We start from the raw sequence: 18,497 nt of genomic DNA on the forward strand, positions 1-18,497 counted from the left end.
GGATTCGAGTTCCCGACGCCCTACATGAAGTCCGCGATGCCGCTCTGCTTGTTCGTGTCGTCCTCGAAGATGGACTCCAGGGCCCGGTCGAGGATCTTCAGCCGCTGCTTCGTGTACTCCCGGCAGTCGTACTCCTCGGCGACGGTGATGGCCGTGTCCATGTACTTGTTCACCGACCCCTCGTGGACGGTGAGGTTCACCCGGCCACCGCACTCCCGGCAGTCGCCGGTCAGCGGCATGCGACGGTACTTCTCCCCGCAGTCGAGGCAACGGGTCTCCTGGCGGGAGAACGCCCGCAGGTTGCCGATGAGGTCCGGCAGGAAGTGGTACTCGATGACGCGCTCGGCGACGTCGGTCTCGTCGACGGCCCGGAGCTTCCGGGCCAGCTCGAGCTGGGCGTCCATCTTGTCCATCATGCTGCCGAGGGTCTTGTACGCTGAGAGGTCCGGCCCGAGCGCGATGTCGGCGGTGTCGTGGGTGTGGTCGAAGCCGCGGTACTGGTCCTTGGTGCCGAGGGTGTCCTCGCCGAGCTGGACGAGATCCTCGACGGCGCCGGGGTCGTCCATCTCCCTGGTGGCCTCGTAGAACTCCCGCGGGTACTCCCGGACGATGTCCATGTTGTGGGCCTCGTCGTCGATCTCGGCGGGGTCGATGCGCGAGGACATGACCAGCGGCGCGTCCATCCGGCCGCCGCGCTTGTCGGGGAGGAAACTCTTCGAGAAGTTGAGAAGACCGTCCATGAGGAGCATCACGCAGTCCTCGTCACCATCGCAGTTCCGACGCTTCGCGGCGTGAAAGTACGGATGAGCGTACCCGACGGCCGCGGAGGTGAATCCTATCACCCTCCCGACAACAGCCGCCGACGTGTGCGGCGCCATCCCGAAGACCAGTTCGCCGACGAGGTCGTCGCGGTCGTCGATCTCGTAGAACGGGTCCATGCCGTAGTACTGCTCGAGGAGGTCGTCGACGAAGTCCGCCGTGCGCATCATGTGCTCGGCGGCGCCGTTCGAGAGGACGACGTCCTGGACCCGTAATTCGACGAGCTGGTCCTCGTTCCGGAGCGGCTGGCCGTGGACGTCCTCCTCGTAGCCGAGCGCCTGCAGCTGGCCGACGGAGACGTCGAGCTCCGAGGCTCGGACGGAGGTGACCGGCAGGTCGGTCATGTCGTAGCGGACGGTGCCGTCCTTGAACGACGAGACGCCGTTCTTCGCCCGCAGGACGCCCTTCTCGATGGGCTCGGGGACCTTGTGCTCCGAGGAGAGCCCTTTGACGCCCTTCAGGACGTCGAAGGCGTTCTCCCGCTCGCCGACGTTCCCGAGGGCGTTCCGGTACTCCTCGTTGACGTCGATGGTCTTCGTCTGGACGGCGTCGGCCTCCTTCTCGCAGCGGTGACAGATCGCGCGGCCGGCCTCGTCGGGTTCGACGTCGATGTCGCAGTCCCAGCAGACGTAGTGGGGCTCCGTGACGGCGTTGCAGTCGGGACAGCGCGCCCGGAAGGTCTCGGTCTCGCAGGCCTCGCAGCGGCGCCGGCCGACCTGCACCTCGACGAGGCCGGGGGTGTCCTGCATGGACTCGGCGTGCTTGCCGGCGGCGGCGACGTCGCGCTGGGAGCCGCCGGCCTCGCCGATGGGGAACAGCGTGTGGACGGCCGGCGAGAGGTCGCGCTTCTCGGACTTCTCCGGGCGGCCCATCCGGCAGCCGATGCGGGTCGGCGCGCGCTCCTGGACCTCGAACGGCGCGACCTCGTTGACGGCCTTCACGGCGTTGTCGCCGCCGTCCCACTCGCGGGCCGCCGCCGAGAGGTCGGCCCAGCGCTTCTCGAGGTCGTCGGTGAGCCCGAGGGACCGGACCAGCGGGACGGCGTCGGGGATCGTCAGCGTCTCCTCGCCCTGCGTGTGCTCGACGGTGATGTTCTCCAGGGCCTCGCGGACGGGTTCGGTCCGCGGGACGACGAGCGTCCGCTCGGTCGCCGAGTCCGCGTCCGGGGGCGCCACTGCAGCCCCGTCGGCTTCGGCCCAGTGGCCCTCGCTCGCGGCCGCCGCCAGCGCCTCGAACCCGTCGACGCCGAGGTCGTGCCAGAGGTAGGTGTACTCCGGGTGGAGCGGGGCGTCGTACTCCTCGGCCCACTCGAGGGCCTGGGCGGCGTCGGGGTGTTCGAGGTCGACGCGCGGGGAGTCCTCCATCGCCTGCACGTCGGCGCCGGCGGCCGCGAGGTCCTGCTTCCACCACTCCGGGGCGTAGGAGGCCGGCGACAGCGGGTGGTTGTTCTCGACGAACTCGCCGTAGTTGACGAGGTACTCCCCGAGGTCGAGGATCTTCTCGACGCCGTTGCGGATCTCCAGGGCCTCCTCGGGGTCGTCGATGCGGCGGACGTCGCCGTTGGCCAGCCGGACGGTCGGCCCCTCGATGCTGTCGACCGGGACGACCCCGGCGGCCTTCCCGGGGCGCTCGGTCTTGATCTGGGTCCCGGTCGCCAGGAAGTCGTCGATGAGGTGCATCGTCGCGGGGTGGACGCCCGCGGTCGCGAAGCCGTGGTTCCGGGAGCGGCCGTACCGGAGGCGGAAGCCGCCGTCTTCGGAGGGGTGGCCGAACACCGGCCGCCCGGCGATGAGGTCACGGAGGAACTTCGTGGCGGGCTCCGGTCGCGGCGGGCCATCGGGTTCGGCGTTACCGTCGCCGTCGCCCGACTCCGGCGCCTCCACTTCGTCGTCCTGGGCGTCGGCTTCGTCGCCGGCGTCGTCGTCCTCACCCTCCGCGTCGTCGCCGTTCTCCTTCTTCTTGTACGTCCCGTCGATGAGGTCCTGGAGCCACGGCCAGTCGACCTCGTCGAGCTGGGAGGTGTACCGCTGGATCTTCGGGGCCTTCTGGGCGATCCCCTCCCCGAGGACGAGGCACATCCCGCCGCGGGCGTTGTTGGTGTCGACGCGCTCGAGGTCGCGGAAGCCCGAGACCTCCTCGTCGCCCGTCGCCTCGCCGTCGAGCATGATGGGCATGTTCCGGGCGATGAACTTCGTCTCGGCGTCCTTCGGCGCGTACTGCAGGCCCGTCTCGTTGTCGTACAGGCCCAGCTCCTCGGCGTAGCGCTCCACCTCGTCGTCCCGCGGGCGGTACTCGTCGATACCGATGAGCGTTCGGGTGTAGTCGGCGACGAGGACGGACAGCGCCTGGGCGGTCCCGCCGGCCGAGCGGATCGGCCCGGCGTAGTAGATGTTGATGAACTCGGAGCCGTCGTCGTTCTCCAGCAGTTCGACGCGGTCGATGCCCTCGATCGGCGCCGCGACGACGCCCTCGGTCAGCAGCGCGACCGCGGTGCGGACGGCGCCCTCGACCTTCCCGGCGCGGGTGTCGTAGTCGCCGACCCGCCCTTCGGCGAAGTCCTCCGCGAGTTCGAGGGCGGCCTCCTCCCGGGAGAGGTCGGGGTCGTCCTCCATCTCGCGGACGCGCTCGGCGACGCCGTCGATGCCGAGGATGTTCTCGACGCGGTCGGCCATGTCCTTCGCGATGGGGATCTCGACGTCCTCGGTGGGGTCGCCGCCGCGCTCGCGGGCCTCGCTGGCGACGGCCATCGCCTCGTCGAGCCCGGATTCCAGCCGCTCGAAGTAGGCCTCGTCGTCGGGGCGCATCTACAGCGGCCAGAGGTCGAGGTCGGTCACGCCGTCGTGCTCGCGCGCCAGCGTCGCGTCGAACTCCCGGACGTACAGTTCGCCGGCGAAGGTGGTCGCCGAGTCGAGGTGGCCGCCGACCATCGAGCCGTCCTCGCGGGAGAGCGTGACGTGGGTGTGGGCGAACCGCTCGCCCTCGAGATGCGAGACGTTCCCCAGCGCCGTCGTCACCTCGAAGGGTTCGTCGAACTCGACGGGGTAGTACTCCTGTTCGTCCTGGTCGTAGAAGTAGACGGTCGCGTCCTGCACCGCGCCGAGGCCGAGGAAGAAGGCGGCGTCGATGCCCTCCTCGTCGGCGAAGGCCTCGATCTGGCCGCGCCAGTCGCGACCGTGCTCCAGTCGGGCGACGTACTCGCGGTCACCCTCGACGCGCTGGTAATCCATGTACGGACCGTCTACGGCAGCCATCAAAAAGTTGTGCTCTTCCTGCCTCGCTGACCCGACCGCGGGGGTCGGGTCGCGCGGTCGCTACGCGGCTACGTCGGGTCCCCACCCGGCCGCCCGGTCAGCGCCAGTCGTCGACGTCGACCGTGACGTCAGTGGACACCGAGAGATAAGCCTCCTCGCTGCAGAGCTCCGCGATGATGAGCCGCTCGCCGTCGGAGCCGCTGTCGATGGACGCCATGACCTCGCACTCGGAAACCGTGACCGGGGTGGCCGTCTCCTGTGCCATGCATGTGCATAGTTCACAGGGAGTACATAAGGGTAACGATGTGACACGGTACCATACTGCGATTCGAAACACTGATACGGTGGGGTTTAACCGTCCGTCAGGGGTCAGAATACGACTGTTCCGCGCGAAACTCGGCAAATACCGGGCGAGCGGGAACCGAATCCGTCGACGCGGGCTTGCTCTGGACGACCCGGACGAGGAAGCGCCCGAGTAACTTAGCTGAACTTGTGGACCGTCATCTCCAGGGTGTCGAGGTCCACGACGGGCGCGAAGCCGGCGTCGGGGTCGATGTTGACGCTCTTCTGGAAGTCGGTCTGGGCCTGCCAGCAGCCGGAGTTGACGGCCATCACCTTGCGGTACTTCCCCCAGCCGAGCTTGTGGACGTGGCCAGTGTGGAAGATGTCCGGGACCTCGTCCATGACGAGGTAGTCCTTCTCCTCGGGGGCGACCCGCGTGTGGCCACCGAACTGCGGGGCGACGTGGCGCTTCTTCAGCAGCTGGTACATCGCCTTGTGGGGGTGGTCGTAGCTGGCGATATCTTCGGGCATCTCGGCGATGACCTCGTCCAGCGAGACCCCGTGGTACATCAGCACGGAGACGCCCTCGAGGTCGACCATCGCGGGGTTGCTGACGATGCGGGCGTCGTGGGCGGTCATGATCTCGCGGATCTCCTCGTCGAAGCCGGGCTGGGGTTCGGCCAGCCGGACGGCGTCGTGGTTGCCCGGGATCATGACGATCTCCATGTCGCCGGGGACCTCCTTGAGGTGCTCCGAGAACTGCTCGTACTGGTCGAAGATGTCGACGATGTCGAGTTCCTCGTCCTGGTCGGGGTAGATGCCGACGCCCTCGACCATGTCGCCGGCGATGAGGAGGTACTCGATGTTCTCGGCCGCCTCGGTGTGGAGCCAGGAGGTGAACCGCTGCCAGGCGTCGACCATGAACTCCTGGCTGCCGACGTGGACGTCGCTGATGAGCGCGGCCTGGACGTGGCGGTCGGCAGTGGAGGGCTCGTAGGTCCGCGGGACGTCCGGGAAGTGGAGGTCGTCGACGAACAGGATGCCGCCGTCGTCTGAGAGCGTCCCGTCGACGGCGATCACCTCGTCGAAGAGGATCTCGTCGACGAGGTCGGCGATGTCCTTGTCCTTCATCACGAGGCAGGGGAAGACGCCGGTGGTGTCCTCCAGTTCGATGATCCAGTGGCCGGAGGCCGTCGAGCGGACGTCCGAGACCATCCCGACCATCCCGGCGTCGCCGCCGCCCGGACTCGCCTCCAGGGCGGAGGCGTTCCGGTGGTTCACGCGGCCCTTGAGCTTCCGGGAGAGCCGCTGGTAGCGGTCCCGGAACGTCGTGACGAAGTCCTCGTACTCGCCGGTCCCGGTCGACCGACCAGTCATGTCGTTGCCGATCTCGACGGACCGCAGTGACGGGTCGGTGTCGCGGCCCCCGGCCCCCGCCCGGGACCCCTCCGTTTCGACTGGAGATGCCGAGACGTTCTCCTTCGCATCGACGCCCCCCTCTCCAGTCGAAACGGAGGGGTCTTGCACGGCCGGTGAGTCGGCGACAGCGGCGGTCTCTGCCGCAGCTTCGTCTGGGACGTCACCTTTCGCAGACGCCGATTCAATCCCACCTGCGTCGGGATCGGCTCCGGCGTCTGCACTGGCGGTTCCGGTATCGCCGCCGTCCTCGGAGATCGGGTCCCGTCGGGCGCGCGGCGACCCGTCGAGGACCTCGCGGACGTCGTCGGCGGTGAGCTTCAGCGCGTCGTCCGGCGTCGCCTCGACGGCCAGGACGAGCGCCTGAGCGGGGTCGGCCGCCGCGGCGAGCAGCGTGATGGCCTCCCGGTCGGCGGCGTAGCCGTGGCTGGCGAGTTCGCGAGCGAGCCGCGCCGGCTCCTCGAGTGGCACACCGGGAGGTAGCCGTCGGCGGCCAAATAGGTAGCGGACCCAGAACGTTCAAACCACCCGCGGCGCTACCACGTGGCAATGAGCGACCCAGAGGACGGCGCCGGACGCGACGGCCCGTCCGACGACGCCGCGGACGACGACCCTTTCCACTATCCGGTCGCCGACCCGTCCGAAAATGAGCCTGCGACCACCGCTGATTCGACCGACGACGAACCCGCGACCGACGACGAACCAGTAGCCGACGACCCGTCCAGAGAGCCCGTCAGGCGCGCAGAGAACGGCTTCACCGGCGAACCCCCGGGGCGTGACCGCCCCGCCGAGTCCGAACAGCGTGGCGGGCTGACGGGCTTCCTGACGGCGGACAGCGGCGCCGCAGTGTACCTCCGGGACGTCTTCACGAGCGTGGCCGCCGTGCTCCTCGTCGGCGCCCTCCTCTTCGGCGTCAGCGGTATCTGGCCGCCGATGGTCGCCGTCGAGTCCGGGAGCATGGAGCCGAACATGAACGTCGGCGACCTCGTCTTCGTCGTCGACAACGAGCGGTTCGTCCCCGACGACGCCGTCGCCCACGAGGGCGAGACGACGGGCGTGGTCCCGGCGGACGTGGCGGCGGAGGTCAACCACAAGGAGTTCGGCGAGCACGGCGACGTCATCGTCTTCATGCCGGACGGCAGCGAGCGGCAGACGCCGGTCATCCACCGGGCGATGCTGTTCGTCGAGGAGGGCGAGAACTGGTACGACCGCGCCGACCAGGGCGCCGTCGGGTCCGCCGACGACTGCGACGAGCTCGATTACTGCCCGGCGCCCCACGCCGGCTTCATCACCAAGGGCGACAACGAGCAGTCGAACTCCAACTACGACCAGGTGAGCGGGCTCTCCGGGCCGGTCCACCCCGACTGGGTCGTCGGCACCGCCGAGGTGAAGATCCCCTACCTCGGCTACGTCCGGCTGATGTTCTCCAACCAGATGGTCGCCCCGATGGATTCGGGGCCGGTGACGCAGCCGACCGCCGCGGCGGCTGGACCGGGAGAAACGACCGCCGGAGCCGCGGCGGCACCCGGCGCGCGGAACGTCCGCCCGGTCGCCTGACCGGACCGACGTTTAAGATCCCTTCTAGTTCTGCGCCTGTTCGATCCAGTCGGCGGCGCGGGACTCGCCGACCTGTGCGGCCTCGGCGACGGTCTCGGGGTCGGCGTCCGCGAGGTCCGCAAGCGACGCGATGCCGCCCTCGCGGAGGCGGTCGGCGTAGGTCGGGCCGACGCCGTCGAGTTCCTCGAGGTCGGAGCCCTCGGTCTCGGCGGGGTCGACGTCCTCCTCGACCATCTCCTCGCTGGCCTCCTCGGCGACGGCCTCCTCGATGGCCTCAGCCTCGTCCTCGACGTCGGGTTCCTGCTCGTCGCCCTCGTCGACGACGTCGTCGACGATCTCCTCGTCGACGTTCATCTCGCCGGGTTCGGCCGGCTCCTCCTGGATGTCGGCCTCGCCGCGCTCCTCGATCTCCTCGTCGGAGACGTCGTCGGCGACGGCCTCGTCGTCGATCTCGACGTCGATCTCCTCGATGCCGATCTGGTCTGTGGCCGTCTCGACGGCCTCCTCGACCTCCGCTAGGTGTTCGGGGTCGTCGGTGGACTTCTCGATGTACCACTCCGCCACGCGCGGCCAGACGTCCCGGTGGCTGGAGCCGGAGACGGCCAGTCCGATGTGGCCGGTCGGGTACTCGATGGTTTCGACGTCGTCGCTGCCGACCACGTCGTTGAACGGCTTGCTGGAGTCGGCGGGGATGAGGTGGTCGTACTCGCCCATGATCTGCAGGATGGGCACCTCGATGGAGGTGACGTCGATGTGCTCGCCCCCGACGTACAGCTCGTTGTTGTGGAGCTTGTTCTGCTGGTAGATGTCCTCGAGGAACTGGACGTAGGTGTCGCCGGCGAGGTCGATGCCCTCGTCGAGCCACCGCTCCATCCGGGCGAAGTTCTCCACGAAGTCGTCGTTCTCCAGGTTGTCGTAGAGGCGGACGTACTTCGAGACGTAGTTGGCGATGGGGTCCATCAGCGCGAACCCGACGTCGAGCATCTCCGCCGGCATGTTGCCGTAGGCGTCGACGACGTCCTCGGGGTCGTAGTACTCGTCGTCGCCCCACTCCTCGAGGACGCCGCCGGTGTTGTCGAAGCACAGCCCCGCGGCCATCAGCCCGAGCGTCCGGACTTTCTCCTGGTGGAGGGCGGTGTACATGGCGGTCATCGTCCCGCCCATGCAGTACCCCAGGATGTTGATGCTGTCCTGGCCGGAGCGCTCCCGGACCACGTCGACGCAGTTGTCGATGTAGCGGTTGACGTAGTCGTCGAGCTTGAGGTGCTTGTCGAGCGTCGAGGGCTCGTTCCAGTCGATGAGGTAGACGTCGTGGCCGGCCTCGAGCAGCCGACGGACCACGGACCGGTCGGGCTGGAGGTCGAGGATGAACGGCTTGTTGATGAGGGCGTAGACGATGAGGATCGGCACCTCGTGTTGCTCCTCGGTCATCGACTCGTAGTGGAGCAACTCCAGCTTGTTCTCCGTGTAGACGACCTCGCTGGGGGTCTGCCCGACGTCGACCTCCTCGATCTTCTCGGCCTGCTCGCTGGCGACGGTGTTCTTCTGGGCGGCGTCGACCGTCGCGTCGAGCATCTCCCGCTGCATGTTCACCGCGAAGGAGAAGGGGTTGTTCGCGCTCATGTCAGTCCAGGGCCTCGAGGACCTGGTCGAGCTTCTCCTCGACGCGGTGCTGGCGGCGCTCGAGTTCGATCAGGCGCTCGCCGATCTCCTCGACGTTCGACTGCGTGGGCATGCCGAGCTGCTGGAGGGTGTCCTCGCTCATCTCGTCGACCTGCTCGCGCATCTCCATCATCGCGTTGACCAGCTGGCCGTTGGCGGCGGCGAAGGCGGCGGTGCCCATGACCTCCTTGAACGCCTCGTTGGCGCTCTGCAGCCAGATGTCGCGGAACTCGGTGGCGGCGACGTCCTCGCCCTCGGCGGCGGCGACCGACCGCTCGAACATCTGGTCGGCGGCGTCCATCCAGACCTCGTAGGCGTCGTTGTACCCCTCGACGCTCTCGGCGAACTCCTCGTCGTCGGGGATGGACTGCTCCATCGCGTCGGCCCACGATTCCATGAAGGCCGCGCTGGCCTCCATGTTCTGCTCCATCGACTGGGCCATCGCCTCGTTCATGTCCTCCGCGAGCTCGTTCCACTGCTCCATCATCTCCTCGTTGGCGTTGCTCATTGTAGCGTTCACGTGGGTGTATCCAAGGCCGCCGGCGGTAAAAGCCGGTCGCTTGGAACTCCAAACGGTAAGTAAGTTAAAACGGCGCCTCGAGGTCCGAAACCCGGGGATGACGGGGGATCGACGGTGTGTCAGTCGTCGTCGCGGTTGCGTTTGACTGGCTTGACGACCGTCTGGACGATGTCGCCCTCCTCGATGTCGAGGGCCTCCCGCTCGGCGTCGGGGATGGAGATGCGTCCGCCGCTCTGGACGCGGGTCTTGAACGTCGCCAGCTGGCTCATCGTCTCGATCTGTTCGGACATGTCGCCGAGGTCCGGCGTCTCGGAGGCCGGTGAGTTACCCATCAGGAGCTGCTGGAGCGCCTCCTGCTGTCGCTTCGTCGCCTGCTCGGAGGTCTCCTGGACGGTCTTCAGGAGGTTCGGTGGCCACATTATCCCGTCGGCGCTGTCGTCCTCGTCGGTCATCTGGTATCCCCCGGTAGCGCCTCCGAACAGATAAATATTCCGAGTTGTACCATTCGATGGTAACGCCTGGTGTTATGTGGCACTCACTCCCTGAGTAGGCACCACCCTTTAGTAGTGTAGGCACGTAATGTGAGGTGAAATGGGCTACAACTCGTATCCGATGCTGTTCGATACGTGGTCGGAGACTTCCTCACGTATGTTCAACAGCATCATGGAGGCCAACCGGGCGGCCTTCTCGGCGTTCGGCGTCCCCGACGCCGACTCCGGGACGAAGACCGCCGGGAGCGAGGCCTCCCGCCTGGAGGACCGCCTGGAACCCGCCGAGGACCTTCCGGAGTGGACCACCGAGGTCGACGCCGAGGCGGAACTCACCGTGGGCGATACGGTTCGGTTCAGCAAGTCGCTCTCGGAGGCGGACGTCGAGCGCTTCGCGGCCGCCTCGGGCGACACCAACCCGATCCACCTCGACGACGACTGGGCGGAGGAGACCCGGTTCAACGGCCGCATCGTCCACGGGGTGCTCGCGGCCGGCCTCATCAGCGCCGCCCTCGCCCGGCTGCCGGGCGGCATCGTCTACCTCTCACAGGACCTGGAGTTCCGCGCGCCCGTCCGCCTCGGCGACCGCATCACCGCGGAGGTCGAGGTCGTCGAGGACCTCGGCGGCGACCGCTACCGGCTCCGCACCACCGTCGAGAAGGACGACGAACTCGTCATCGACGGCGAGGCCGTCGTCCTCATCGACGACGTCCCCGAGAACTAGAGGAATCTCGCGACCCTCTCGTTGAACCGCTCCGGGCACTCCCGGGTCGGCCAGTGGCCGCACGCCTCGAACAGCGCCAGCTCGGCGCCGGTCCGCTCGGCCGCCCGCTCCGACCACGACGCCGGCAGCAGCGGGTCCCGCTCGCCGTGGACGAACAGCGTCGGCGCCCCGATCTCGTCCAGGCGGTCCAGGTAGCACGTCCGGAGCCCGCCGCAGCGGAACTCGCTGCGTTGCCAGCTCGCCACCGTCCGGCCGACCGCGCCGTCCTGGACCGCCTCGTAGACGTCGTCGACGAGGTCCTTCCTCGGATGCCCGGCGGTGAGCTGCTGGAGGTGCGTCCGCACCGCGACCCGCGAGGACCCGATGGCCCGCCACCAGTTGCTGTAGGCGCCCGGAACCCGGAGCATCGCGCTCGCCGCGGGCCGCCACGGGGCGTCGCGGCCGAGCCCGTAGCTGTCGACGAGCACCAGCCGGTCGACGTCGTGCTCCAGGGCGTACCCCAGGGCGACGCCGCCGCCCATCGAGATGCCGACGAGCGGCGCGCCCGCCAGGTCCAGCTCCTCGAGGAACGCCGCCAGCACGTCGCGGAAGTAGTCGGTCGTGTAGCGAACGCGCGGCCGGCCGCTCTCGCCGTGGCCCGGGAAGTCCGGCGCGTACACGCGGTGGTCCTCCGCCAGCGCCGGGACGGCGTGCCGCCAGGAGACCGTTGCGGAGTCGAGGCCGATCCCGTGGAGTAGAACGACTGGCGGTCCCTCGCCCGCCACAAGGTACTGCACGTCGCTCTCGGTGCGTCGGCGGCGGCCGTCGGCCGAATCGAGTTCGACAGTCCGCGACTCGACGCCGGGTGCGTCCATGTCACCGACGTGCGGCGCCGCGCAGGATAACGGTTCGCTCTCGGGCCGGAACTGCCGAGTCCGATTACTCGTCGCCGTCGTCCGAGTCGGGGACGTTCCCCTCCCGGGTCACGTCGGCGTCCTCCTCTCGGGCGTCCGGCACCTGGCTACTCGCGGCTTCGCCCTCCTCGAGGTCCTCCTCGGCGGTCCCCTCGAGGGGTTCGCCGTCCTCGCCCTCGCGGCGCGCCCGCGAGGACGGCTCCGACGCGTCGGCCTCGTCGCGCGCGTCGGGCACCTCGCTTTCGCGGAGTTCGGGGTCGAGTTCCTCCTCCGACGGCTCCGCGGTCGGCTCTGCGGGGTCGCCGGGCTCGTCCTCGGCGGCCTCCCACGGGTCGCCGCGGTCGCTCGACCGTTCCGCGCTGGCCCGGCGGTCGCCCTCCCGGTCCCGGTCTTCGATGCTCTCCTGGGGAGCGAACTCGTCGGGCTCCGTCGAGTCCGGCGTCATCGCGTCGCCCGGCTCGGCGGCGTCGGCCTCGGGGCCGGCGGCCGCGTCGGCTGGCGTCCCCACGTCGCCGGCGCCGCCGGCGTCGTTGGGCGCGTCCTGCCTGGTGGCCTCGGCGACCTCCTCGGTCTCCAGGTCGTCGATCACCTCCTGTGGGGTCCCCCCGTGGTCGGACTCGACGGCCCGGCCGTCGCCGGCGTTCGGCGGCTCCGGGGACGCGTCGGAGGCCGCTCGAAGGACCTCCTCCTTGACCGCCATCGGCGAGTCGTACTCCTGGTCGTCGAGGCGGTCGAACACCGAGCCCAGCGACTCCGTCTCGTTCGGGAGTTCGGCGTCGGTCGACCCGTAGCGCGCCGACAGCTCCTCGGAGGACACGGGGTAGGAGTGCTCCTCGAGGTTCGGATCGACGCTGTCGAGGATCTCCTCGACCGCTTCGACCTGTTCGTGACGACGCTCGTTGGCGGACTCCTGTGGGTCTCCCATTTCGTCGTTCACCAGACGACGCTAGTCTTCGGAGCGGGAAAAGGGCGGGGCCAAACTGCCTCGGGTCAGCGCTCGACGACCAGCAGCGCCACCCGCTCGAGGACGAGCGATTCGACCCCCGCGGTCGTCGCCGACAGCTCCCGGTCGCCGATGCCGTAGAACTCGCCGACCCGCTCCGCGTCGTAGTCGCCGAGCGTCTCGCCCGACTCGACGAACGCCCGGACGGCGTCGGCGGCCGCCCCTTCGTCGGGGTCGCCGTCGGTCCGGTCGGCACCGTCGACCAGGATCACCGCCGGCGTCTTCCCCTCGGCGACGCCCATCTCCAGCGCCCGGTCGATCTGGCGGCGGCCGGCCGCGTACAGCAGGATCTCGACGCCGCGGTCGCGGGCGATCCCGTCGCCGCGGGCGCGCTCCCGGTCCGCCAGTTCGACGGCCCGCTCGAGGTGCTGCCGCGAGACCACGTAGCGAGCGTCGAACGCCTGGACAGTCACGCCGTGCTCGTCGCCGACGGCATCGAGGGCGTCGACGAACCTGCCGACCTCGGGGAACCGCTCGCCGCCGATGGTGACGGTGCCCTCGACCAGCTCCATCAGAAATCACCGAGGCTGGACTGGTCCTCCCCGGCCGCCTCGTCCTCCCCGTCGCCGCGGTCCTCGACAGGCTGGGCGTCGGCGTCCGGCGTCACCCCCTCCATGGAGGCGTCCTGGTGGCCGGCGGCCTCGAGGACGTTCTCGGCGGTCTGCCGGCGCCCGCGGAGCGCCCCGAGGACGACCGACTTGTCGGCGTTCCGGAGGTCCGCGCGGGTCTCGATGCCGGCGTCGAAGAGCCGGCGGGCTCGCTTGCGGCCGACGCCGCGGACGCCCGCGAGGTCGATGAGCTCCTCGCCGACGCCGTGCTGGACGCGCTTTCTGGCCTCCCGGACCTGGGTGACGGTCGTCAGGTCGAGTTCGCTTGCGAGCGACTCGGCGGCGCCGAGCAGCCACTCGGCGGTGTCGACCTTCCCGCGGATGTCGCCCGGCCCGACGCCGTACTTCTCGGCGATCTCGTCCTCGTCGGTCTCGTCGGCCCAGTCCTCCAGCATCAGGCCGGTCTTGACCGCCGCCAGCCAGTCGTCGAAGCGCTCCTCCTCGAACTCGCTGGGCATCGCGCCGCAGAACTCGACCTCCCGCTCGTAGGCGACCTGGGTGTACTCCTCGCGGTCCCCCGAGCGGAGGTACAGCTCGTACATGTCGGGCGTCCGCGAGACGAGGTGGTAGAGCCCGAACGCGGAGAGGTCGTCGCTGCCGTCCGAGGCCGTCTGTTGTTCCATCGCCACCCCCGCCTCATCGTCGGCGTCGAGTTCCGACGCCTGCTGGAACCCCGCGGGCTCCGGCTGCTCGCCGGCCGAGGCGTCCGCGTCGGGTTTCCGGCGGGTCGTTCGTCCGGCCGACGACTGCCCGGTGTGCTGCAGCCCGTCGATGATCTCCGCGGCGCTCATCGGGTCGAGGTAGAGCCGCGAGACGGTGTGTCCGAGGTTCGTCGCCTCGATGCGGCCGTCCCGCTCGATGAAGTCGTTCCGTTCGAGGTACGCCAGGGTGGCGTCCACGACCTGGTCGAGCTGTCCGGACTCGCCGGACTGCGTCGCGTAGAGGGTCCCCTCGAGGAACTCGAGGAGGGCGTCGCGGGAGTCCGCGAACCCGCTGGCGATGGTCGCCAGCAGGTGGGTCCGCATCGCCGGTTCGGCGGCGAGCTTCGAGTGGACCGGCTCGGGGTCGGCCCAGACGTAACGGTCCAGGAGTTCCTGGAGTTCGTCGTGGCTGTTCGCCAGCAGCAGCGCCTCGCCGTAGGGGTCCCGACCGGGGCGGCCGGCCCGGCCCATCATCTGGTGGACCTCCAGCACCGAGAGCGGCTTCATCCCGCCGGCCTCCCCCGAGTACCGCCGCCAGTCGCGGACGACGACCCTGCGGGAGGGCGTGTTGACGCCCGCCGCGAGCGTCGGCGTCGCGCAGACGCACTTGATGAGCCGGTCGCGGAAGGCGTCCTCGACGATGGAGCGGTGGTCGCTGGCACAGCCGGCGTGGTGGAAGGCGGCGCCCTTCTCGACGCAGTCCGCGAGGTCGTCGCTGGTCTCGGTGTCGGAGACGTCCCGGATCTCCTCGGCCAGCTCCGCGAGCTGCCGCTTCTCCTCGCCGTCGAGCCACCCCGCGGTCGTGTTCGCCAGCCGCTTGGCCGCGCCCTCGGCGTTCCGCCGGGAGTTGACGAACACGAGCGTCGACCCCTCCTCGCCGAGGGTGTGGCGGACGATGGCCTCCGTGGGCTTCTCGCTGGACTTCACGCGTAGCTCGGACTGCGAGCCGTCGCCGAAGTGCAGCGCCTGCCCGTAGTGGACGCCCTTCCGGAGCTCGATGGGCCGCCAGTCGGAGTCGACGAGTTCGGCGTCGAGCCACTCTGCCATCTCGTCGGCGTTCCCGACCGTCGCGGACAGCGCGACCACCTGCAGGTTCGGGTTGACGCGGCGGAGCTTCGCGAGCGTCACCTCCAGGGTCGGGCCGCGCTGGGCGTCGTCGACGAGGTGGACCTCGTCGCTGACGACGCAGTCGAGGTCGTCGATCCAGGGCGCGCCGTTCCGCACCAGCGAGTCGACCTTCTCGCTGGTCGCGACGATGATGTCCTTCTGGGAGAGCCACTCGCCCGAATCCTCGTAGTTACCCGTCGAGACGCCGATCTCGACGCCGTACTCCTCGAAGGCCGAGAACTCCTCGCGCTTCTCCGAGGCCAGCGCCCGCAGCGGCACGATGTAGAGGGCCTTCCCGCCGCGCTGCACCGCCGACAGCATCGCCAGCTGGGCGATCAGCGTCTTGCCGCTGGCGGTCGGGATGGAGGCGACGAGGCTGTCGCCCGTCGTCACGCCGGCCTCGACGGCCTCGGCCTGCGGCGGGTAGAGCGACTCGATCCCTCCCTCGCGGAGGTGGTCGGCGAACCAGGAGGGCACGCCGGGCACGTCGGCAACGTCCATTACCGCCCCCTTGTGCGTCACCGGATTTAAACCCACTTTCCGCTCGGCGGCGGTGGAATCCGCCCCGCTGGCGTCGGAACCGCGGCGGTCCGAACTCAGACCGCGCCGCGCAGCAGCGACCCCCACGCGGGCGCGAGGAACGCGGCCGCGACCGCCACGTACACGGGCGGCGTCACCGACAGGAACTCGGCGGCGCCCATGACCGGACTCGCTAGCACCGTTGCGACGAGCACGAGTGCGCCGAAGACCAGCCCGGCCAGCACGGCCCGCGGGAGCGTCTTGCTGACGAGCCCGACGAGCGCCCCCGCTGCGAACAGGCCGAGCCAGTGGACCCAGGCGAGCCCGAGGCCGACCGCCGCGGCGACGACGAGGGCGACGGCGCGCTTCCGCGGGTCGGATCGTATCGACGTCAGGACGGCGGGCGTCCACTTCGGGTCGGGTCCCAGCAGGCCGTTATCCTCCTCGTCTTTCTGCTCTTCCTCGACGTCCGTAGGTGCCGGCGACTCGCCGCCCGCCTCCGTTTCCGCTTCCGCCTCCACCGCGTCTCCGCTCATCCGTCCTCACCCCGGAACGAGACCGTCTCGCTGTCGTCGGGCGTCTCGAAGGCCATCGACTTGTACTCGCCGTCGGCCCACATCCGGAGCTGGTCGTCGTAGTGCGCCGAGAAGTACGAGCCGCTCTGGCCGCCCGGGATGACCGACAGCGAGGGGCCGTCCATCGGGGAGATCTGCCGCCAGCTGCTGCCCGCGCCCGCGTCGTCGTGGACGTTGAACACGGTGTAGGCGGTGCCACCGACCGGGTACCGGGGGTAGTTCAGTGCCGGGACCTGCCCGCCGAACTGGTGGTCGATCGTCGTCCGCTGGTAGTCGCCGTAGACGGACCACCCCTCCTCCTCGACCTCCTCGACGGCGGCCTCGAACGCCTCGGCCAGGACGGCCGCGCGGTCGCCGCCGAAGAACGGGTCGTCCTCGGGGAGCGTCACGAGGGGCCACTCCTGGGGCCACCACTCCTCGTCCAGATCGAGGGCCTCGAAGTCGTCGCGCCAGGTCGCCTCGCGGAACTGCTCGTAGAACCGGTGGAAGACGAGCGCGGCCTCCGAATCGCGGTCCATCCGGTAGTCCCACTCCTCGAGCGCACGGAACCACTGCTCGTTGTCGTCCGTCGGCTCGATTGCGTCGAGGAGGTCGGGGACGAGCATCCGCGCCCTGATATCGAGGGTGTCGTTCTGCAGCGACTGCATGAACTCGGCGTCGACGGGGTCGCCGCCCTCGATCCGGCTATCGAGGCGCTCGTAGATTCGGGCGCCGCGGAAGCCGGAGGCGTACTCCTGGCCGATGGGGTAAGTCGGGTCGTCGACGGGCCGCTGGTTCGCGGTGCCGACGTACCCGGGGTTCAGCACCCCCGGTTTCTCCTCGAAGGGGACGAACCCCGACCAGTCGCTCTGGCCGAACGGCTCGAAGCCGTCCCACTCGGCCTCGCCGGCGGAGCCGTCGAAGACCCGGTCGCCCCGGATCACCTCGCCGTCGTCTCGCCGGATCGGGGTCTTCCCGGTGACGTGGTAGTAGACGTTCTCGCCGTCGACGTAGAGGGCGTTCTGGGTCGGCACGTCCATCTTCCGGATGGCCTCGCGGTAGTCGTCGACGCCGGTGGTCCGGCCGAACTCGTAGATGGCCTGGGACTCGCGGGTGCCGGACATGCCGGTCCAGGCGACGCCGACGTGTCTGGTCTCGCCGTCGACCTCGCGGTCGACGTAGGCGCCGTGGACGGTCTTCCGGACCTGAATCTCGCGGTCCTCGCCGCCCGAGACCTCGATGGTCCGGGGCTCGGCGTCGAACTCGCGCCACTCGCCGTCGTAGCGGTACTCGTCGCCGTCGACCTCGTAGGTGTAGTGGTCGACGACGTCGGCGCCGGTGTTGGTGAACCCCCAGGCGCCGTGGCGGTTCTCGCCGACGATGACGAACGGGATGCCGGGGAACGTCGCCCCGCGGACGTCGACGTCGCCGACGGTGACGCGCTGCTCGTACCAGACCGGCGGCGCCATCAGCGTCAGGTGGGGGTCGTACGCCAGGATGGGCGAGCCGCTGTCGGTGTGCTCGCCGGAGACCGCCCAGTGGTTCGACCCCCAGAGGCGCGGGGGCTCGTGGGTCGACAGCCAGTCGACGAACGACGGGTCGACGCCCCGGAGCGACCCGGCGGCGCCCGGCGACCCGCCGACGCCGGAGACCTCGCCGTCCGTCCCCTCCCGGAGGATCGGCGCCCCGTGGTCGAACGGCTCCTCGTAGAGCCGCCGGTAGTCGTCGGCGTCGAGCCGCTCGCGCAGGACGGCCCGCCGGAGCGGCGCGAAGCTCCCGGTCAGCCCCCAGGAGATCTGCGTCCCGACGAGGAGCGTATCGACGACCGTCCACTTCCGGGCGTCGTAGCCGGCGAGGCCGAACTCCAGTGGCTCGGGCCCGGAGTCGATGTAGGCGTTCACGCCGTCGACGTACGCCTCCGAGACGGTCTCGACGCGGCTGCCCGCCAGGGCCTCCCGGGACGCCTCGGCGGCTCCCCGGAAGTCCATCTTCGCGTGGAACACGTCCGACTCGACGCCCCGCTCGCCGACCGCGGCCGCGAGTCGGCCGTCCATCAGCCGCCGGATGAGGTCCATCTCGAAGAGCCGGTCGGCCGCCTGCGCGTAGCCGACCGCGTAGTAGGCCGCCAGTTCGTCGTCGGCTTCCACGTGCGGGACGTGGTAGTCGTCGTACGTGACCGTCGCGTCCCCGTGCGGGCTGGAGACCTCCTCGGGGACCTCGCCCCGCGTCGTCCGCCACGCGCGACCGCTCGGCGGCGCGAACGAGTCCAGCAGGTCCCCGGCCGGCGACAGCGCCGCGCCGCCGACCCCCGCCCCGACGATGGCGCCGAGCAGCCCCCGGCGCGTCGTGTACCGATCCATGAATTCTCCCAACACGGACCGTATAAAAATAGC

General features: G+C 69.7%; 15 protein-coding genes. 2 read left to right on the plus strand and 13 right to left on the minus strand.

What is annotated here, in order from left to right; genetic code table 11:
- Positions 1–20 precede the first annotated feature (20 nt).
- From HWV07_RS12300 to HWV07_RS12315, 4 genes are all read right to left on the minus strand, one after another.
- Positions 21–3,623, minus strand: coding sequence for a DNA polymerase II large subunit (locus HWV07_RS12300; protein ID WP_178334583.1), 3,603 nt, complete (start codon positions 3,621–3,623; stop codon positions 21–23).
- On the minus strand, positions 3,624–4,046 hold the full coding sequence (locus HWV07_RS12305) for a PPC domain-containing DNA-binding protein (protein ID WP_178334584.1): 423 nt from the start codon (positions 4,044–4,046) through the stop codon (positions 3,624–3,626).
- A gap of 121 nt (positions 4,047–4,167) precedes the next feature.
- Complete coding sequence (locus HWV07_RS12310) at positions 4,168–4,335, minus strand: DUF7556 family protein (protein WP_178334585.1); 168 nt, start codon at positions 4,333–4,335, stop codon at positions 4,168–4,170.
- Positions 4,336–4,550: 215 nt separating this feature from the next.
- Positions 4,551–6,239 (minus strand): DNA-directed DNA polymerase II small subunit, encoded by a 1,689-nt coding sequence (locus HWV07_RS12315; protein ID WP_178334586.1) that lies wholly within the window; start codon positions 6,237–6,239, stop codon positions 4,551–4,553.
- A gap of 78 nt (positions 6,240–6,317) precedes the next feature.
- Between HWV07_RS12315 and HWV07_RS12320 the strand changes: the two genes are divergently transcribed.
- Positions 6,318–7,325 carry a S24/S26 family peptidase gene (locus HWV07_RS12320; protein WP_178334587.1) on the plus strand — a complete coding sequence of 336 codons (1,008 nt, stop codon included), beginning with the start codon at positions 6,318–6,320 and terminating at the stop codon, positions 7,323–7,325.
- Positions 7,326–7,349: 24 nt separating this feature from the next.
- Here the strand turns inward: HWV07_RS12320 and phaC are convergent, their stop codons facing one another.
- The 3 genes from phaC to HWV07_RS12335 form a co-directional block, all read right to left on the minus strand.
- Positions 7,350–8,948, minus strand: coding sequence for a class III poly(R)-hydroxyalkanoic acid synthase subunit PhaC (gene phaC / locus HWV07_RS12325; RefSeq protein ID WP_178334588.1), 1,599 nt, complete (start codon positions 8,946–8,948; stop codon positions 7,350–7,352).
- 1 nt (position 8,949) lies between these two features.
- Complete coding sequence (locus tag HWV07_RS12330; protein WP_178334589.1) at positions 8,950–9,495, minus strand: poly(R)-hydroxyalkanoic acid synthase subunit PhaE; 546 nt, start codon at positions 9,493–9,495, stop codon at positions 8,950–8,952.
- Between the two features lie 131 nt (positions 9,496–9,626).
- Positions 9,627–9,959, minus strand: a complete 333-nt coding sequence (locus HWV07_RS12335; protein WP_178334590.1) for an AbrB/MazE/SpoVT family DNA-binding domain-containing protein — start codon at positions 9,957–9,959, stop codon at positions 9,627–9,629.
- Positions 9,960–10,155: 196 nt separating this feature from the next.
- Between HWV07_RS12335 and HWV07_RS12340 the strand changes: the two genes are divergently transcribed.
- Positions 10,156–10,719, plus strand: coding sequence for a MaoC family dehydratase (locus tag HWV07_RS12340; protein WP_178334591.1), 564 nt, complete (start codon positions 10,156–10,158; stop codon positions 10,717–10,719).
- Here the strand turns inward: HWV07_RS12340 and HWV07_RS12345 are convergent.
- From HWV07_RS12345 to HWV07_RS12370, 6 genes are all read right to left on the minus strand, one after another.
- On the minus strand, positions 10,716–11,573 hold the full coding sequence (locus HWV07_RS12345; protein WP_178334592.1) for an alpha/beta fold hydrolase: 858 nt from the start codon (positions 11,571–11,573) through the stop codon (positions 10,716–10,718). The two genes, HWV07_RS12340 and HWV07_RS12345, sit on opposite strands and share 4 nt — an antisense overlap.
- A 64-nt stretch (positions 11,574–11,637) precedes the next feature.
- Positions 11,638–12,549 carry a DUF5789 family protein gene (locus HWV07_RS12350; RefSeq protein WP_178334593.1) on the minus strand — a complete coding sequence of 304 codons (912 nt, stop codon included), beginning with the start codon at positions 12,547–12,549 and terminating at the stop codon, positions 11,638–11,640.
- A 53-nt stretch (positions 12,550–12,602) separates the two neighbouring features.
- Entirely contained in the window at positions 12,603–13,127 is a 525-nt protein-coding gene (gene cgi121 / locus HWV07_RS12355; RefSeq protein ID WP_178334594.1) for a KEOPS complex subunit Cgi121, read from the minus strand.
- Complete coding sequence (locus tag HWV07_RS12360; protein WP_178334595.1) at positions 13,127–15,532, minus strand: ATP-dependent DNA helicase; 2,406 nt, start codon at positions 15,530–15,532, stop codon at positions 13,127–13,129. The genes cgi121 and HWV07_RS12360 overlap by 1 nt, the downstream gene beginning before the upstream one ends.
- Before the next feature lie 95 nt (positions 15,533–15,627).
- Positions 15,628–16,086 (minus strand): hypothetical protein, encoded by a 459-nt coding sequence (locus tag HWV07_RS12365; protein ID WP_178334596.1) that lies wholly within the window; start codon positions 16,084–16,086, stop codon positions 15,628–15,630.
- Positions 16,083–18,464 (minus strand): penicillin acylase family protein, encoded by a 2,382-nt coding sequence (locus tag HWV07_RS12370; RefSeq protein ID WP_178334597.1) that lies wholly within the window; start codon positions 18,462–18,464, stop codon positions 16,083–16,085. Before HWV07_RS12370 ends, HWV07_RS12365 begins: the two co-directional genes overlap by 4 nt.
- Positions 18,465–18,497 lie beyond the last annotated feature (33 nt).

This window comes from Natronomonas salina, from assembly GCF_013391105.1.
GTDB lineage: Archaea > Halobacteriota > Halobacteria > Halobacteriales > Haloarculaceae > Natronomonas > Natronomonas salina.

What these genes read in the sequence shown, in the direction of transcription:
- HWV07_RS12310 (WP_178334585.1), bottom strand. Translation starts at nt 4,335, where the DNA reads ATGGCACAGGAGACGGCCACCCCGGTCACGGTTTCCGAGTGCGAGGTC.
- HWV07_RS12360 (WP_178334595.1), bottom strand. Translation starts at nt 15,532, where the DNA reads ATGGACGTTGCCGACGTGCCCGGCGTGCCCTCCTGGTTCGCCGACCAC.
- HWV07_RS12335 (WP_178334590.1), bottom strand. Translation starts at nt 9,959, where the DNA reads ATGACCGACGAGGACGACAGCGCCGACGGGATAATGTGGCCACCGAAC.
- HWV07_RS12365 (WP_178334596.1), bottom strand. Translation starts at nt 16,086, where the DNA reads ATGAGCGGAGACGCGGTGGAGGCGGAAGCGGAAACGGAGGCGGGCGGC.
- HWV07_RS12300 (WP_178334583.1), bottom strand. Translation starts at nt 3,623, where the DNA reads ATGCGCCCCGACGACGAGGCCTACTTCGAGCGGCTGGAATCCGGGCTC.
- HWV07_RS12330 (WP_178334589.1), bottom strand. Translation starts at nt 9,495, where the DNA reads ATGAGCAACGCCAACGAGGAGATGATGGAGCAGTGGAACGAGCTCGCG.
- HWV07_RS12320 (WP_178334587.1), top strand. Translation starts at nt 6,318, where the DNA reads ATGAGCGACCCAGAGGACGGCGCCGGACGCGACGGCCCGTCCGACGAC.
- HWV07_RS12305 (WP_178334584.1), bottom strand. Translation starts at nt 4,046, where the DNA reads ATGGATTACCAGCGCGTCGAGGGTGACCGCGAGTACGTCGCCCGACTG.
- cgi121 (WP_178334594.1), bottom strand. Translation starts at nt 13,127, where the DNA reads ATGGAGCTGGTCGAGGGCACCGTCACCATCGGCGGCGAGCGGTTCCCC.
- HWV07_RS12340 (WP_178334591.1), top strand. Translation starts at nt 10,156, where the DNA reads ATGTTCAACAGCATCATGGAGGCCAACCGGGCGGCCTTCTCGGCGTTC.
- phaC (WP_178334588.1), bottom strand. Translation starts at nt 8,948, where the DNA reads ATGAGCGCGAACAACCCCTTCTCCTTCGCGGTGAACATGCAGCGGGAG.
- HWV07_RS12370 (WP_178334597.1), bottom strand. Translation starts at nt 18,464, where the DNA reads ATGGATCGGTACACGACGCGCCGGGGGCTGCTCGGCGCCATCGTCGGG.
- HWV07_RS12345 (WP_178334592.1), bottom strand. Translation starts at nt 11,573, where the DNA reads ATGGACGCACCCGGCGTCGAGTCGCGGACTGTCGAACTCGATTCGGCC.